The following is a 14,469-nucleotide window of genomic DNA, read 5'->3' on the forward strand; positions in this document are numbered from 1 at the left end:
CCAGACCTGACGGCCTCGATCTCACAGATGAGCCGGCTTATGGCGACCCTTGATGAACTCTCGCGCAAGGTCAGAAAGATGTTACGGGCTTCGTCGTGAGGGTGCAGTCGCAAGCCTGGCTGAGGTCATGCGGTGCCTTGGCCACATCCAGAATGCCTTTCTGGCTGGGCCACTTGGATGCCCTTCGTTGAACCGGTGCGGTAGAAGGCTTCGAGCTAAAGGAGCAACAGCAAAGTGACGGCTCACCGCCTCTTCATCGGGCTTTTGAAGTTTTCCGCAGCCGCGGCTGCGGTTCGGTCGGCATAACTCGTTTGGGGAATGGCGCGCGCAGCGATGGAAGTTTAAAGACTGGCGCACGGTGGCAGCCGTTGGGATATTCGATGCGTCGGCACGAGGCGACGCTCGAATATCCCTCGCCCATCATTCCGGCTCACGCGCCACCGCGGTCGTCAAGCCAAGAGCGCAGCCGCGCACCCTTTGCGGTGTCACGGCGACGTCGCCCACACCATTTTGTCGAACGCAAGGTGCCGATCAATGAAATAGCGCGCCCACTCGGTCGGCATCGATTGACGATCGATTGCGAGATCAGCGCAATACACTCCTCGATCGCGAGCTGCCGGGATATAGCGGTTACTTCTCGACGGTTGCCGACGACATCAGCAAGAGCGTCGGCGGTGCCCAGACAAGCCTCATCGATCGCCAGCCCCTGCCTTGTGCAGAGCTGTCGCCCGGCGCTCGCGGAAGCGAGCCTCAACATCAGCATCCTCGACATCGGGTCGCGTGTCCTCGAGAGCCTGCAACACCTTGGCGCGGAACCAGGCATCGTGGGCGTCACTGCTACCAACCATTTCCAGCGGTAGTGAGCCTTCGTTCGCCGTCCGAGTTAGAAGGATTCCAACAGCATCCGAGACGGTCAACCCCATGTTCTGTAGGACGGCCGTGGCGCGGTCCTTAATATCAGCATCAATCCGCGTCTGGACGAGTGCATTTGCAGCCATCACATATCTCCTTCCCAAAGCATCAATGTAGTGCAACTGCATGACATATCCGGTAGCGTCGCGAAGAGTGAAACGCGCGGCCTCGGCGATCTCGTCAACGAAGCACGAACCGAGAACATTCGATCTTTACTATTTGGCGAGAATGCGCGTGTGCTCGCAGCAGTGGTGGATGATGTGGGACAATAGCCCGCAAATTCCCGTCCGAGGTAGGTCGACGCTTCTCTGCAGGCAGAGCCTGTATTTCTCCTAATGCTGCCAAGATTCGATGATGAAGAGGTCGGCGAGACTGTTCAAACAACCGATCTCGTGGTGCGCTCGATGAGACTTCGTCCCGGTGACGATGTCCGGTGCCAGGCTCAGGGTTACCTCCGCGCTCTCGCGGGCGGCGTCTGTCGGAGACCAAGAAGCGGATCTGGTTGTACAGGGCGCGAGCTGCCTTGCGGCGCGCAAACTACGCGAGAAACTACCTGCGCTTCTGGTCGAGATCGTCGGACCCGGGAAAAACGCTTTGGTCTTTGATCCCGGAGAAGCTGTGCCCGCGTTGAAGGGCCATTTAACCGACGAAATCATAGAGAACCTCGGAACGTGCACCGCGCTTCATGGGGCCTTGCTCGCAAACCGCAGTGGTGCGGTTCTTCTCTGTGGGTCGCCGGGCTCTGGCAAAACGACCTTGGCATTCGCGATGATGCAACGGGGATTTCAAAGTCATGCGGACGGAGCGATAACGGGTGAAAAGCGTAGCAGCGTACGCGGTAGAGCCCTGCGCGAAAGGCACTTCTTTTCAGCATCTATATCGTCTGATATATTGTGAGAAAGAAACAAACGCATTACTTTCTCAACCATGTTTATCTTCGATTTTTGTAAAGCCCGGCCCGGTCTAGATAATAAAACCGTTGGGAACGATACTTTTCGAATGCTTCAATTATTTTGGACGCCTCATTTCTATGAGGGGGAGAGAAATGAAGAGAACTGAAAGATACGATAAAAGTACGGCGGACTCGGATGGTCGCCGAGAGTTTCTTAAAAGCTGCGGCCGTTTCGCGGCGGTAACTCCGCCGACGGTCATTCTTCTCCTTTCAACGAGTCTCACTTCGAACGCTATTGCAAAATCTGGAGGAGGCGGCGGACATGATAGTGGAAGTGGCGGGCACGATCGGGGTGGCGGCGGACATTGATGCCTCGTCCGCTCTCAGTAAGTACACGATCAACGCAGGAAATGATGTCAATCCGGGTGCTTGCCGCCTTTTCCTTGAATGGCGTGGCTCGGCTTGTTTGGACAGGCCCTAGCATGTCCGGCTGGCTTTAGCCTGTGTTTCTGTGTGCAAATTTGGCTCTGACCTTCGGTGGTCGGCGTCGGCGAATGACGCCAGGCGGCGCAATCATCGCTGCGGCACGATCATGTGTCGAAGCGTTGGGTGCTAGGAGAGAATTGAAAACCTTAAAAAGCGCAACAATGCCGGACGCCTTTAGCGGGGTCTGCGGTTGCCCTGCCCATCCTCTTGGCAAAGGCAGATATGATCCGTGTTTCGCTGTTCAATTGGAATAATCCGCCGCGCAAAATCAGGAGAGTGGCATTTTCGGTTCGGAGTGGCAGCGCTGTTTGGCATTGAAAATGTCCAGGTCGCCGCGCATCTCATGCCAACGAAGCCAATCGGCTTCGCGGCATCAGCAAAGAATGAGCGTACCGAGCGCCGGCAGCAGCGCGGTCAGAGCCAGTTCGCGCGCGGTTTGACCCGTTAAAGCCTCGTCTCGGAGGATCAACATCGCGAAGGCCAACGGCGACTCGGGAAGCCTAGGCCCGGCAAGTAGCCCCGTTTGATTGGGGGATCGCAGACAACGAGGTTTTCAGAACCTCGCCATTTACATGCCCTCACCGCTCCCCTGAGGAAGCAGTCGATTGAGCCCATTGAGTCGGCGTTATTGGAGCACGCCACTTACACTTCGTGGTCTCTCATCTTCAACTGCAGGGACACCACTTTTCTGAACCGTGATCGAGGCCGGGTACGGCAAGACCACCTTGGCCGCACGAAGACGACGACGAACATGTGATCTTGATCCGCCGGCCAGTGACGGCGTTGAAACGGGGGATCGATGAAGCCGGCCTCAACGACGGGGCGGTGTTCCGACGCATTGAAGCGGCCTCCGCAGTGGAGGCGCAATGCCAACGTCTCAGTCTACAACGTTTCCAGCTGCGGCGGAATACCGGCCCCTAACAGCCAAGCATCATCGAAGTTACCCGCTCGGCTATGATACGTGCACAACTACTCAATTTAGTTGCGATGAAATCTAACTTCGGCTGCGCTACACTCTCCCGTGAAGTATGATGGAGGACGTTTTGCCATTCAGGCCAATTTGGGCGTGCTGTCTGGGTCTGCTAACCGGAGCGATCCTTGGCTATCTGACTGGATTTGGCGCGGGTATGGGAATGCCGGAATTAGGGCCAGAGTTAGTCGGACTAATCGGCGCAATCGCCGGAGGTATTGCAAGCGTGGTTGCCATCGGATGCCTTGAGGAGAAGTGATCAAATGTCCCTCAGAACTGCGCGTGTTCAGATCGGACTAGGCTGGGCCCTAATGATTATCGGTGCGCTCCTGAGCGTAAACTTAATGACAGACATGGGTTTGGTTATCTGGGGCATTGGATTGGTCCTACAGATCGTCGCCTCGATTATGTATCTCGCTTCGAAGACCGGCGGGGGCCGTCTCGGGGGCGCATGAATCAATCGCGCCCTCGGTTTTGGCATTTGCAACCGCGCGTTAGCCATCGTGCAAGCAAACAATACATCTTCACTAAGCGGGCCTCGGCCTAAATCATAATCGTCGCATTTCGAGATCAGTGCATTGCGATACGGCTGCAAGATCCGTATCGCCTGGCATGAACCGGCGAATGCGCTTGTTCACGTTTTCCACCGCACCTTTCTGCCAAGGCGCACTGGAGTCGCAAAACCAAACCTCATCCAGCTTGCAAGCCATCTCAACGACCAGTCGCCTTCGTCCGACCTGACCTAGAGATACCGATTCGGCTGTCTGCAACCTCTGTTGCATGGTAGTATCGTCTCGTTTCCCCTGAAAGAACGGACCAGGGAGCACGGCCATGGAAGCTAAGGCCCTCCGACTGCTAATCGGTTTGGCTACCTGCAGCCTTGTTTTTCCCCATTCAGTCGGCGCGCAGGAGGCGATCTACATCGTTCGGCACACTGATCCGCCGTCAACACTGAACCTCGATGAGATTCGCGACGAAACCCCACTGTCGGAGTCCGGACAAAAACGGGCCAAGACGCTAGCTGAGCGATTGAAAGATGCAGGCATCACCGTCGTCTATGCCACGCAAGCCAGGCGCACGGTCGAGACAGCCGAGCCTCTGGCGAAGGCCCTTGGACTCGAAATCCGTGTTCATTCCTATGAGGACAGTGGCGGCTTGGTCCGACTACTTCGCTCAGAGCACGGCAAGGACAAAGTGCTTGTTGTGGGGCATTGGAGCACCATTCCAGAGATTCTCGCGGCGCTGGGAGATTCCGAGGAAATCAAGATTGAACGAAGTGCGTTCGACAATCTGTTCGTGGTTATCCCGAAAGGGGAGCAAGCGCCGGTCGTGCTGCATCTTCACTACTGAAAACTGAAGCTAGAAACATCAAACCCTCAAGCGAGCGATTTCACGGGAGGTGGCGTCCCGGACTACACCCCGCCGTTCTTCTTGCCCGCAGTTCGCTGATCTTCGGATGTCTATTGTCGGTCCGAAATTGTTGGCCTGGAAACTCCTGCCGAAGACTCGATCGGCGGCTGGCGACAATGCTTGGTCCAACAGCGGCGACAAGGCATCATCGAAGCGTCTACGCCGCATCCCCATACACGTTGCATTGGCGGCAACGTTCGGCATCATCATCGCAGTCACCGCGGCAGCGCTGGTCCTCGCCCTGGAAAGCGGCCGCCAGAACACAGTCGCGCTCGTCCGCGACCGCAGTGAGCGAATTATGGACACGATTGTGGAACGGACCCGATTGCACCTCGATCCAGCCCGCGACCAGTCCGAATTCTTGGCCAGACTTTACCTCGACGGCGAAATCGACCCGCAGGACGAAGATGCCTCTATGAGCCAACTTCGGGCGGCACTCGCCGGCCTCCCGCAGATCGCTGCGCTCGCCGTCATCCGCACCGATCTGACGCAGCTACGCGTCGAGCGCAATGGCGACGAAGTCGTCTTGCGAAAGATCGACATGCGTACCGTGCCCGGCCTGGACGATGCGTTTGAGATGGCGCGGCGCGCAGGCCGCCCGGTCTGGGGAGAGCTTCTCTGGAGCGAACGGCTGAAGCAGCCTCTCGTCAATGTTCGCACCCCGTTGTGGCATGAACGTTCTTTTCTCGGGATCTTGTTGACCACGGTCACGGTCGCAGAGCTTTCACGCTTTCTCGCCGAATCGCCCGCGGGGTCAGATGCCGGCGCATTTATTCTTCTCGGCCGCAATCATGTCCTCGCCCATGCAGCACTTGCGCACAACCCTCAGCTATTCAAGCGCGACAAGCCCCTTCCGGAAGTGACCGAGATCGGGGACCGGGTGCTGGCGTCGATTTGGAACGCGGAGACAGAGGAGAGCGCGGCTCCTTTCGTAGGTTCGTCGAAAAGCCATATGGTCACGGTCGATGACACCTCTTATGTCTTTATCTACCGCGACATCCCCGGATACAGCGATCAGCCTTGGCTGATCGGCCGCTATTTACCGGTCGACGAAGTTGGCGGCGAAGTGCGCCGACTTGAGCAAGCGGCCTGGCTGGGGCTCGCGGCTGTGCTTGCTGCCGTCACTTGCGCCTGGATTGTCGGCTACGCGATCGGAAAACCGATATTGCGCGTGGCACGCGCAACGTCCGCAATTCGCACGCTCGATCTCACGGCTGCCCGCCCCCTCGCCGGCAGCCATCTTCGTGAACTGGACGAGGCGATCCGAGCCTACAATGCGCTCATAGCGACCTTGCACTGGTTCGAGACCTACGTACCTCGACGCCTGGTCAAGCAACTCATGGCACAGGGCGAACAGGCGACAGCCCTTGTAGAGCGGGAAGTCACTGTGCTGTTTACCGACATCGTCGACTTCACAAGCCTCGCCGAGCGGCTAGCGGCGTCCGATGCGGCGGCGTTCCTCAATGACCATTTCCGGCTCCTCGCCGCATGCGTGGAGGCGGAAGGAGGCACCATAGACAAATACATCGGCGACTCGTTGATGGCGTTTTGGGGAGCGCCTGAATTGCAACTGGATCATTCCGCCCGAGCCTGTCGCGCCGCGAACGCTATCGCAGTGGCGATTGTCGCCGACAATCGGAATCGACGAGAACTTGGCCTTCCGCCTGTGAGAATCCGGATAGGCATACATGCTGGCCCCGCGATGGTGGGAAACATCGGGGCTCCGGGGCGCATAAACTTTACGCTGGTCGGGGATGTCGTGAACACTGCGCAACGTCTCGAGGAGGTCGCCAAAGAGTGTATGACCGACGATGACCAAGCGGTCATTTTGGTCAGCGACATCGTGCTGCGATCTGCCGGTTCCGGATGCTTGGCGCGATCTGTCGGCCAGCATGTGTTGCGCGGCCGCCATGAAGTGACGAACGTTTTCAGGCTAGGACTCGGTGAGTGATCCCTGTGCGTCTCAAAAACGAACCAAAGCATGTGTAATCGGTGGCGATCTGCATCATTGACCATGATGGGAAGGTTCGACTTGAGCGATCCGTCCCATCTCACCTGCCGGACTCAGTTCACTGCCTGCACGAGTTTGGCGAACCAATTCACCAGGTAGGGCTGGAAGCTGACACGCTGACCCAACATCTGACCTACGGGGCAGGGTTCGACGTGGTGTGCATGGAGGCTCGCCAAGTCAATGCCGCTCTTTCAGCCATTGCGCGACAAGACCGACAAACTCGCGGCGAAACCGGACAAGCTGTTTACGGGGGCCTTCCGACAACAATATGGGGCATTGTGCTTCCGCTTCTGTGACGAAGGCCCGGATGTCCAGGTGCTAGTGATTAAGTCTCGCGACAGCCGGCGATGTGTGATCCCCAAGGGATGGCCGATTAAGAAGAAAAAGCCCCATGAGGTCGCAGCAATCGAAGTCTGGGAAGAAGCCGGAGAAAAGGGGTAAGCGCTAGAAGAACCAGTAGGCAGATACACCTATCTGAAATAGCTAGACAATGGTGATGTCGCCCCCGCCATTGTGGATATCTATCAAATACCAGTGTTTGCTCAGACTGATGACTTCAAGGAAAAAGGTCAGCGTGACGCCCGACGAGGCAGCTCGACGAGTGCGCGAAATCGAGCTCAAGTCTTTGCTAGTCGAATTTAAACCAAGTTCGCCTCGCCCGCCGCCTGTGCGTTCGGCCGCGCCCCGAAAAACTGATGGCTAAATTGCCGGCAGTTTCAGTCGATACATTATGCGATCTTCTTGGCCCAAAAAGTGAACATCACAGCAACAAGGCTTGCAGGGCTCGTGGAAGCACTGTTCTGTCCGGCCCGTAGGCGTCCACGCTTAGGTCTGCAAACGACAGCATTGCGCCCTCATTTCGGCCGCTGGCGGGATTGAAACGCAATCCTGATCCCAGACCGTCTGGATTCGCGCACCGTAATAAGCTCGCCTAGCCGCTCGTTGGAGGTGATTGAGCGACAGTCCGCTTCAAGCTATCACGGTTAGTGAGCGGGCGCTGCCCTTGCTCGCGCCAAGCTTGCTGCTATCAATCGCGGTATAATAACAGCGTCCGCTTAGTTAGCGCGCTTGACCAATATTTGACTGCCGAGGTGTTGTCAAAGAAATGCCTGAAGGAGGTCGATTTGTGTTCGCTACTCGATGGAGAGCTCACCGAAGAAGAGCTTCAGCTTATTATTGAAGCCACACTATCCAAGCACGGCCGTATCGCCAAGCGCGGTGGCGGGATGTGTGGTTCTGTCTATTTCTTCGACCAAGGGGAGAGTGTTCATCCCCGATGGGTGGTCGCCAAGGTACCTAGATTCCCGCGTGGAGATCTGTTCGAGCGCAACCGACGTTTTCTGCGGGAAATTGAAATCCAACATCGCACCTTTTATCATCGATTCGTATGCTGGCCCTTCGATTACCGAATGATCCTTGACACTCCCGTGGCGCTCTATCGAGCTTGGGACGACGACCTCGCGCAATGGATCCCACGTCCAGAGTTCTCGGCCGTAAGCCGGCTCGCCGTCCTTTTTTACCTGTGCTCGGCACTCCGCCACTGCCGAAGCCGAGGCATCGAGTGCCACCAAGACCTGAAACCTCAGAACATCCTAATGTGGAGTGTCGGTGATGCTCTCCGGGAAGCCCCCGGTTCCGACGTTTTCAATTTTCCGCTGCTCTCTGACTTCGGCCTAGCCAATGCTGGGATAGACTTTCAGAACGCCGAGGGTGCAAGGCCGTACATGGCGCCCGAGCAATGGATCGAGAACATCGCTACCGGTTCGTCCGATGTGTTCGCGCTGGGAGTGATCATTTTCGAGGTCATGACTCTGGGATCGCACCCCTATGGCGCCAAAACACGCGAATGGTGGCCACACCCCATTGAAGGCGCATCCAAGAAGTGGCTGCGGCCGGAAACTTGGGAGAAGTGGGCCAAGGCTGGCAATCCGATCGCTCCCGCAACATTCCTCGCCAACGGCGTCGAGGAGATCGCGCGTAGGTGCATGGCACCAAACCCCGCTGACCGGCCACCGTTGGACCTGATCCAAGCCGAGCTACTTACCGCCCTTGCCGCGCTCGATAATGAAGCTGGCAGGCAGGCCTCGTTCCAGGCGATCCACGCCGACAATCATCCGATTAATAGTGAGTGGCCATACCGCGATATGCAGCTGGAAAGGCTACGCAGGTCAGTTTTGGATCTATCCACGGCACCGTGAGAAGCCCCAGCGTTTGTCAGCGGGTTTCGCTGGGAACCAGCCGATAAGAGACATTCCCGACAGGGCCTACACACAATGCTAGGCAGCTCTCTATGCACTCAATGACCGGCTCACCCTATCGGCGGCGGCTAGCAAGGACCAAATCGAAGCGCAAATGCGCGATCACATCATTGCCGGAACCGAGCTAGTCGGCACCTATGGCAAAACAGGGAAGTGACCGATATGCGTCGACCGATGTACTCGATCAAACCTTGTCGCCGATTTATCAAAATGGAGAACGCCGCCGCGCCTTCTGCCCGTCAGATCCGGTGCTGGACGTCGCCTCCAACGAGTTTTTACGTCCCTATAGGCCCGCAAGGGCCTGAGCCGTGAGTAACCGAGCTACCAAGCGGTACTGTTCGACGAGGAAATTATCATTGGTGAACCACTCGGCGTAGGGTGCCATGCGAACTCCCTTCGTTTCAGAATCCTTGATTTGGCTCTCCCCGGCGAAACCGTTTGCCGTCCGATGAACGAACCATCTACTCAGTCATTTCGGCCCGCTCCGCGTCGATTTCCGACACGCACAACGGATGGGCCTACGGCTTCCGCGACACGCACACAGCGCGCGAATAGGCATCTATGGGATGGTCAGCGGATGACCGTCATCAGAATGACTGTCAATTGGAAGTGTATCGAGCATAATAAAAGCGCCTTCACAGATGAATCACGCCGCGCCGCGCGGCGTGGGCGACCGCATCGGTGCGGCCGGTGGCATCAAGCTTGTCGATGACGCGGCCGACATGAAATTTCGCTGTATCGACAGAGATGCCGAGTTTGCGAGCAATCTCTTTATTCGAAAGGCCTTCTGCGAGAAGCGCCACGACTTCGCGTTCGCGGGAAGTCAGGCCCGCCTCCTCCGTGGCGGCCCGCGCCGTGGAGAGGACCAGCTCGGACATCTCCCCTTCCGGCGCCAGACGCACCCAATCGACTGACGTCAGCAACTCGCTCAACCGCTCCGCAAGCGCCGGATCGTCGATGCGCACCGCGATCGTAACAGGGCCCGTGTCACTCATTGGCGGGGCCGGGTCGCGATAGTGACCGCCGCCTCGACATCAGCGCCCGCACGCCTGATCCCCAAGGAGACCGATCGGCCAATCGATTGATGATCAAGGGTCCGCACGAGCGCATTGACCGAAGGAACGGCCTCACCGTTCCAGTGGACGATGATGTCTCCTTGCAGGACCCCACCAATAGCACCGGGTCCATCGGGGTCAACACTCATGACCATCGCCCCCTGGCCGCCACCGGTAACGGCGACCGGATGGAGCCCGAGGCCGAGATAGCCACGCGGGACTTCGCCATGTGCGGGTTTCGGCAAAGTCCGGACAGGGTTTCCGGTAATCTCCGGACACCGTTTTCAGTAATTCCCGGACAGTGATTCCGCTAAATCCCGGACAGTTTTCCGGCGGCGGTTTGGCGGTTGGTTCGCGGCTGCGCCGTCTTGTTGGTTAAGCCTCTCACGACAACGTTGAGAGGGGCCGATGGCGAGACGGAAGCAAGCAAGACGAACGACAGTGAGGGATATCCGGACGATTCTGCGCCTGACCCACGAAGAGGGTCTTTCGGTGCGCGAGATTGCCGAGCGGCTGAAGATCGGCAAGAGCTCGGTATCGACCTATTTGCTTCGAGCTCGGGAGGCCGGGCTTTCGTGGCCGTTGCCAGTCGGCGCGGACGAGGATGCAAAGCTGGAGCGGCGGCTGTTCGGCCGAGCCGGTCGACCGCCGCGCGATCTCAGCGAGCCGGACTGGGCGGTGGTGGTTCGAGAGCTGAAGCGCAAAGGGGTGACGCTGACGCTTCTATGGCAGGAATACCGTGCCAACCATCCCGATGGTTACGGCTTCACGTGGTTCTGCGAGCAGGTTGCCGCCTTTAGGCAGCGCACGAGTGTAGCGTTCCGCAATCGGCACGCGGCGGGCGCCGTGATGCAGACGGACTATGCCGGGCCGACGATGCCGGTGATCGATCCGGCGACCGGTGTCATCCATCCGGCCCAAATCTTTGTCGCGGTGCTGGGCGCCTCCAACCTGACCTTCGCCCATGCCAGCTTTAGCCAGCAGTTGCCGGATTGGATCGACGGCCAGGTGCGTGCTCTGACCTTCTATGGTGGGGTCACCAAGGCAATCGTGTGCGACAACCTCAAATCGGGGGTGGCCAAGGCCCTTTGGTTCGAGCCGACGTTGACTGCGACGTTCGCCGCCATGGCGGAGCATTACGACACCACGATCCTGCCGACACGCAGCAGGAAACCGCGCGACAAAGGCCGGGTCGAAGGCGCGGTGCTGATCGTGGAACGCTGGATTCTGGCCCGGCTCAGGAACCGCACCTTCTTCTCGCTTGCCGCCCTCAACACGGCGATTGCCGAATTGCTCGAGGAGCTGAACAACCGGACGATGCGCCACGTCGGCAAAAGTCGCCGCGAACTGTTCGAGGAGATCGAGCGGGCAGCATTGAAGCCTTTGCCGGTGATGCCGTTCGAATATGCGGAATGGAAGTCGGCGAAGGTTCACCCGGACTATCATGTCGAGGTCGACAAGACCTTCTACTCTGTGCCGCATCGACTGATCGGATGCACCCTGCAGGTGCGGCTCACCCACCGGGTAGTCGAGATCTTCCACGATCACCAGCGTGTCGCCAGCCATGTCCGCCGCTCCCAGCGTTCCGGCCACGTTACCATCAACGACCATATGCCCAAGGCACATCAGCGCTATGCCAACACCACGCCGGCCAATCTGATCGGCCGTGCGACCCAGATCGGCCCCAATGCCGCCATCCTGGTCGAACGCATGATGCGCGACAGGCCGCATCCGGAACAGGGATACCGCTCGGCCATGGGCATTCTGTCGCTGGCCCCGCGCTATGGATCGCAGCGCCTCGATGCGGCCTGTGAGCGGGCGCTCACCATCAATGCCGTCACCTATTCCTCCGTCGCCTCCATCCTCAAATCCGGCCTCGACCGGGAAAGACCGCAGGCTGAACATGCGGCCCCCACGCCTGCGCATACCAATATCCGTGGCCGATCCTACTATCAGTGAAGGAAGCAAGAATGCTGACAAACCCCACCCTCGACCAGATGCAGGCCCTCGGGCTGACGGGCATGGCCGCCGCCTGGCGCGAATTGACCGAGCAGTCCGGCACCAATGAGCTCAGCCGCGATGAGTGGCTCGGCCTGATGCTCGACCGCGAAGTCGCCCTGCGCGCCGACAAGCGCATCCGTAACCGGCTCGCCTCCGCCAAGCTACGCTTTGCCCAGGCCTGTATCGAAGATATCGACTTCGCCGCTGCCCGCGGTCTCGACCGGCGCAACACCATGGCGCTGGTTCTGCCCCACGTACCCCAGAAGTCGAGAGGGGAGTTGCAAATTCACACACTGTTAACCATCTGAATTGACGTGCTAATTTCCACTAACGGAAATCAACTGTCGCTATTCTTCCGTCATCCGAACGCCTATTTTCTCGACCCGTCACTATCGATAGGTTTCAAGTATCGATAGTGAGAGGGTGCGACATACCTCTAGTGGATACGGCCCCTTTTTAGTCGGTCATAGCGTTTGCTCTCACCGAGATTTCAGCACAGTGCTCCATGAGCACCGCGAAAGGCTCGGCGTTCGCCAGAAAAAGGCCATCCTCGACCATTCGAGCGTAATCTTCCTCCAGTGCCTTTGCGCCGTCGCCAGCTGGAACCAGCTGTAAACCGCCGTTGACGGCTGCGGCATAATCAACCGGGACGCGATCGGCCGCCTTCTCGGCGAAGAACATCGCCTTGTGTCGAGCAACGGAGCCCGCCAATTCACGATCCACAAAGGCGGAGGCCGCGAAGCCGGCTTCGTCTAGGCGGGCAATGTCATGCCAGTGCCGTGCGAAGCGATCGCCGCGCAGCCGCTCCTGCAGGCAAAAGACGTGGATTGCCGTCGCCTTCTCCCAAAAGGTCCGCTCCGCATGCATCACCCGTGGCCGGGCGGTTGGAAAATCTACCCCGTCGACCAGGCCGGCGGCATCGCAGACGACGTCGCGAGAACTGGCTGGCTCGCCCGTCGAGCGCGCTCCAAATTCGAGCATTATAATGGGGGCGACATAGCCGGAGCCGGTCGTCGTTGCCTCGTAATCGATGAAAAGCTTATCGTCTTCGATGCGGATCGCGGCCACGAGCGACTCGCTGCCAACGGCTTCGGCAACGACTGGCTGCACCGTACCCGCTATCCACTCTGGAAGTCGCTTGCGGACTTCGCTGGACCAGCGCTTTTCCTCACTACGGGTCTTCGGTAATGCCTCGCCTTCTTCGCCAACCAGGTCAGGGGCAAGCGCGCGGATATCATAGGTGAGATCGACGTCTTCGGAAAATCGATGGATGACTCCATAGGCTTTCGAAAGCGATGTGCCGCCCTTGAACACGAGGTGCTCACCCAAATGCGAGCCATAAAGGGTGGACAGCGCCCAGACGACCCAGGCATCCTTTTCGAGGAGGTGCGCCGGCCGGCCTGACCGATCAGCTGCAATTGCCAGAACTTCGCGGCGCTCCGCGGCTGGAAGGCGGAGGAATGCTTCAGCCATGCGCAGCCTTTCCCACACTCCGCGCGAGCCAAGTCGGAAGCTGCGGCGCCGCCGCCACCAGCTCGTTGAAGGCGGTCTGCGGCAGGTTGCGTTTCAACGCCTTCAGCGCCACCTCGGCGTTCTCAGGACCAAGCCAGGCCAGCGCGCGAACGGCCTCGCCAGCGGGCCGATGGGCCATGGCGAGTTGCCAGCGCGGTGCATGCCGCAACTCGACCACCTGCTTGCCAAAGTTCATTTTCCGCGTGCGGCCCGAGGTCAAATAGACCGAGCGAACCGGAACCTGCGTCGTGAGGCCAAGGCTGTTGGCGGCTGCAGCACCGCTGGATACGATGACTTCGCCTCGCTGGCTGGCGAGCGCCTCGACTGCCTGCTCCACCGAAGGCGACCGCGTGCCAAACCGGCTCGTCACAGGGCGCAGATAGACGCCGCGGCCAACGCGGATCAGCTGACCACGCTCCGCCAGACGCGACAGCGCCTGGTCCACCGCAGCTCGATTGCCGAGGTGGAGCAAGCTCTTCGCAGACACGGGCGTGCCCTCGGGCATTCCCTCCGCATATGCCAAAATCTGTTCGCTCAACCGTTGCATGTTTGTCTCCTGTCAGAAATATATGCAGTTTTCTGACAGTTTGCAAACGGCGAGGCGTCCACCCCTTCGATTGCGTTGAAATGCTGACAGGCTTCGGTGTCGCGATTTGCCAGTTCTGGCAGGATGCGGATTACATCTACAAGGAGAGCCTTGAGCAAAAGGATTCCATCTTGCAAGCAAAGCTCGAGCAGGAGACGCTCGAAAGCCAGCATCAATGCATATCAAGGAACTTTAGGATACCCTGCGACCAGGAACGACGCTTGCACGCATCAGCGCCATCAACACCGGCCCGAGCGAAAACTCCCCTCGCCTCGCTTTGTCGGTCAGATTGCGCAGATATCCGCCGGCGGAATTGATGTGCCCTGCCCTTTCGAGAATGCAGGCCATTGTCGCAGCCGCATTTTCCGGCCCCATG

Annotated in this window: 10 protein-coding genes and 5 pseudogenes; 7 read left to right on the forward strand and 8 right to left on the reverse strand. The window is 58.7% G+C overall.

The features are described 5' to 3' along the window. Positions 1-422: 422 nt before the first annotated feature. A pseudogene (locus ASD00_RS41410) lies at positions 423-675 on the forward strand (hypothetical protein); the annotation flags it as partial. Between the two features lie 14 nt (positions 676-689). Here ASD00_RS41410 and ASD00_RS05305 read toward each other — a convergent pair. Beyond that, positions 690-998: a type II toxin-antitoxin system RelB/DinJ family antitoxin gene (locus ASD00_RS05305; protein WP_057205573.1), complete on the reverse strand. Its 309-nt coding sequence runs from the start codon at positions 996-998 to the stop codon at positions 690-692. Positions 999-3,838: 2,840 nt separating this feature from the next. Further along, a pseudogene (locus ASD00_RS39740) lies at positions 3,839-3,946 on the reverse strand (IS30 family transposase); the annotation flags it as partial. 145 nt (positions 3,947-4,091) lie between these two features. On the opposite strand from ASD00_RS39740, the gene ASD00_RS05325 reads away from it, so the two are divergent. The 4 genes and pseudogenes from ASD00_RS05325 (at position 4,092) to ASD00_RS05340 (ending at position 8,879) form a co-directional block, all read left to right on the forward strand. Next, complete coding sequence (locus tag ASD00_RS05325; RefSeq protein WP_057205203.1) at positions 4,092-4,610, forward strand: histidine phosphatase family protein; 519 nt, start codon at positions 4,092-4,094, stop codon at positions 4,608-4,610. Between the two features lie 106 nt (positions 4,611-4,716). Then, positions 4,717-6,621 (forward strand): adenylate/guanylate cyclase domain-containing protein, encoded by a 1,905-nt coding sequence (locus ASD00_RS05330; protein WP_057205206.1) that lies wholly within the window; start codon positions 4,717-4,719, stop codon positions 6,619-6,621. 240 nt (positions 6,622-6,861) lie between these two features. After that, a pseudogene (locus tag ASD00_RS05335) lies at positions 6,862-7,384 on the forward strand (NUDIX hydrolase). 376 nt (positions 7,385-7,760) lie between these two features. After that, a complete protein-coding gene (locus ASD00_RS05340; protein ID WP_057205208.1) occupies positions 7,761-8,879 on the forward strand; it encodes a protein kinase in 1,119 nt (372 codons plus the stop codon). Between the two features lie 695 nt (positions 8,880-9,574). Here the strand turns inward: ASD00_RS05340 and ASD00_RS05345 are convergent. Together ASD00_RS05345 and ASD00_RS38315 are read right to left on the reverse strand one after the other, a co-directional pair. Next, entirely contained in the window at positions 9,575-9,934 is a 360-nt protein-coding gene (locus tag ASD00_RS05345) for a helix-turn-helix transcriptional regulator (protein WP_057205211.1), read from the reverse strand. Beyond that, positions 9,931-10,239 (reverse strand): PDZ domain-containing protein, encoded by a 309-nt coding sequence (locus ASD00_RS38315; RefSeq protein ID WP_162249711.1) that lies wholly within the window; start codon positions 10,237-10,239, stop codon positions 9,931-9,933. Before ASD00_RS38315 ends, ASD00_RS05345 begins: the two co-directional genes overlap by 4 nt. A 163-nt stretch (positions 10,240-10,402) precedes the next feature. Here ASD00_RS38315 and istA point away from each other — a divergent pair, with 163 nt between their 5' ends. Together istA and istB are read left to right on the forward strand one after the other, a co-directional pair. Continuing rightward, positions 10,403-11,953: an IS21 family transposase gene (istA, locus tag ASD00_RS05355; RefSeq protein WP_025428901.1), complete on the forward strand. Its 1,551-nt coding sequence runs from the start codon at positions 10,403-10,405 to the stop codon at positions 11,951-11,953. An 11-nt stretch (positions 11,954-11,964) separates the two neighbouring features. After that, a pseudogene (istB, locus tag ASD00_RS05360) lies at positions 11,965-12,237 on the forward strand (IS21-like element ISRsp2 family helper ATPase IstB); the annotation flags it as partial. A 214-nt stretch (positions 12,238-12,451) separates the two neighbouring features. Here the strand turns inward: istB and ASD00_RS05365 are convergent. The 4 genes and pseudogenes from ASD00_RS05365 to repC form a co-directional block, all read right to left on the reverse strand. Then, the gene (locus ASD00_RS05365; RefSeq protein ID WP_057205217.1) at positions 12,452-13,468 is read right to left on the reverse strand and encodes a nucleotidyl transferase AbiEii/AbiGii toxin family protein; all 1,017 of its coding nucleotides are present in this window, start codon (positions 13,466-13,468) and stop codon (positions 12,452-12,454) included. Next, positions 13,461-14,054 carry an AbiEi antitoxin N-terminal domain-containing protein gene (locus ASD00_RS05370; protein ID WP_057205220.1) on the reverse strand — a complete coding sequence of 198 codons (594 nt, stop codon included), beginning with the start codon at positions 14,052-14,054 and terminating at the stop codon, positions 13,461-13,463. The genes ASD00_RS05365 and ASD00_RS05370 overlap by 8 nt, the downstream gene beginning before the upstream one ends. Continuing rightward, positions 14,042-14,266, reverse strand: a complete 225-nt coding sequence (locus tag ASD00_RS05375) for a hypothetical protein (protein ID WP_057205222.1) — start codon at positions 14,264-14,266, stop codon at positions 14,042-14,044. The genes ASD00_RS05370 and ASD00_RS05375 overlap by 13 nt, the downstream gene beginning before the upstream one ends. A 19-nt stretch (positions 14,267-14,285) precedes the next feature. Beyond that, positions 14,286-14,468: pseudogene (repC, locus tag ASD00_RS38320) on the reverse strand (replication initiation protein RepC); the annotation flags it as partial. Position 14,469: the final 1 nt, after the last annotated feature.

Origin of the sequence: Ensifer sp. Root31 (assembly GCF_001424825.1) — a bacterium.
GTDB lineage: Bacteria > Pseudomonadota > Alphaproteobacteria > Rhizobiales > Rhizobiaceae > Ensifer > Ensifer canadensis.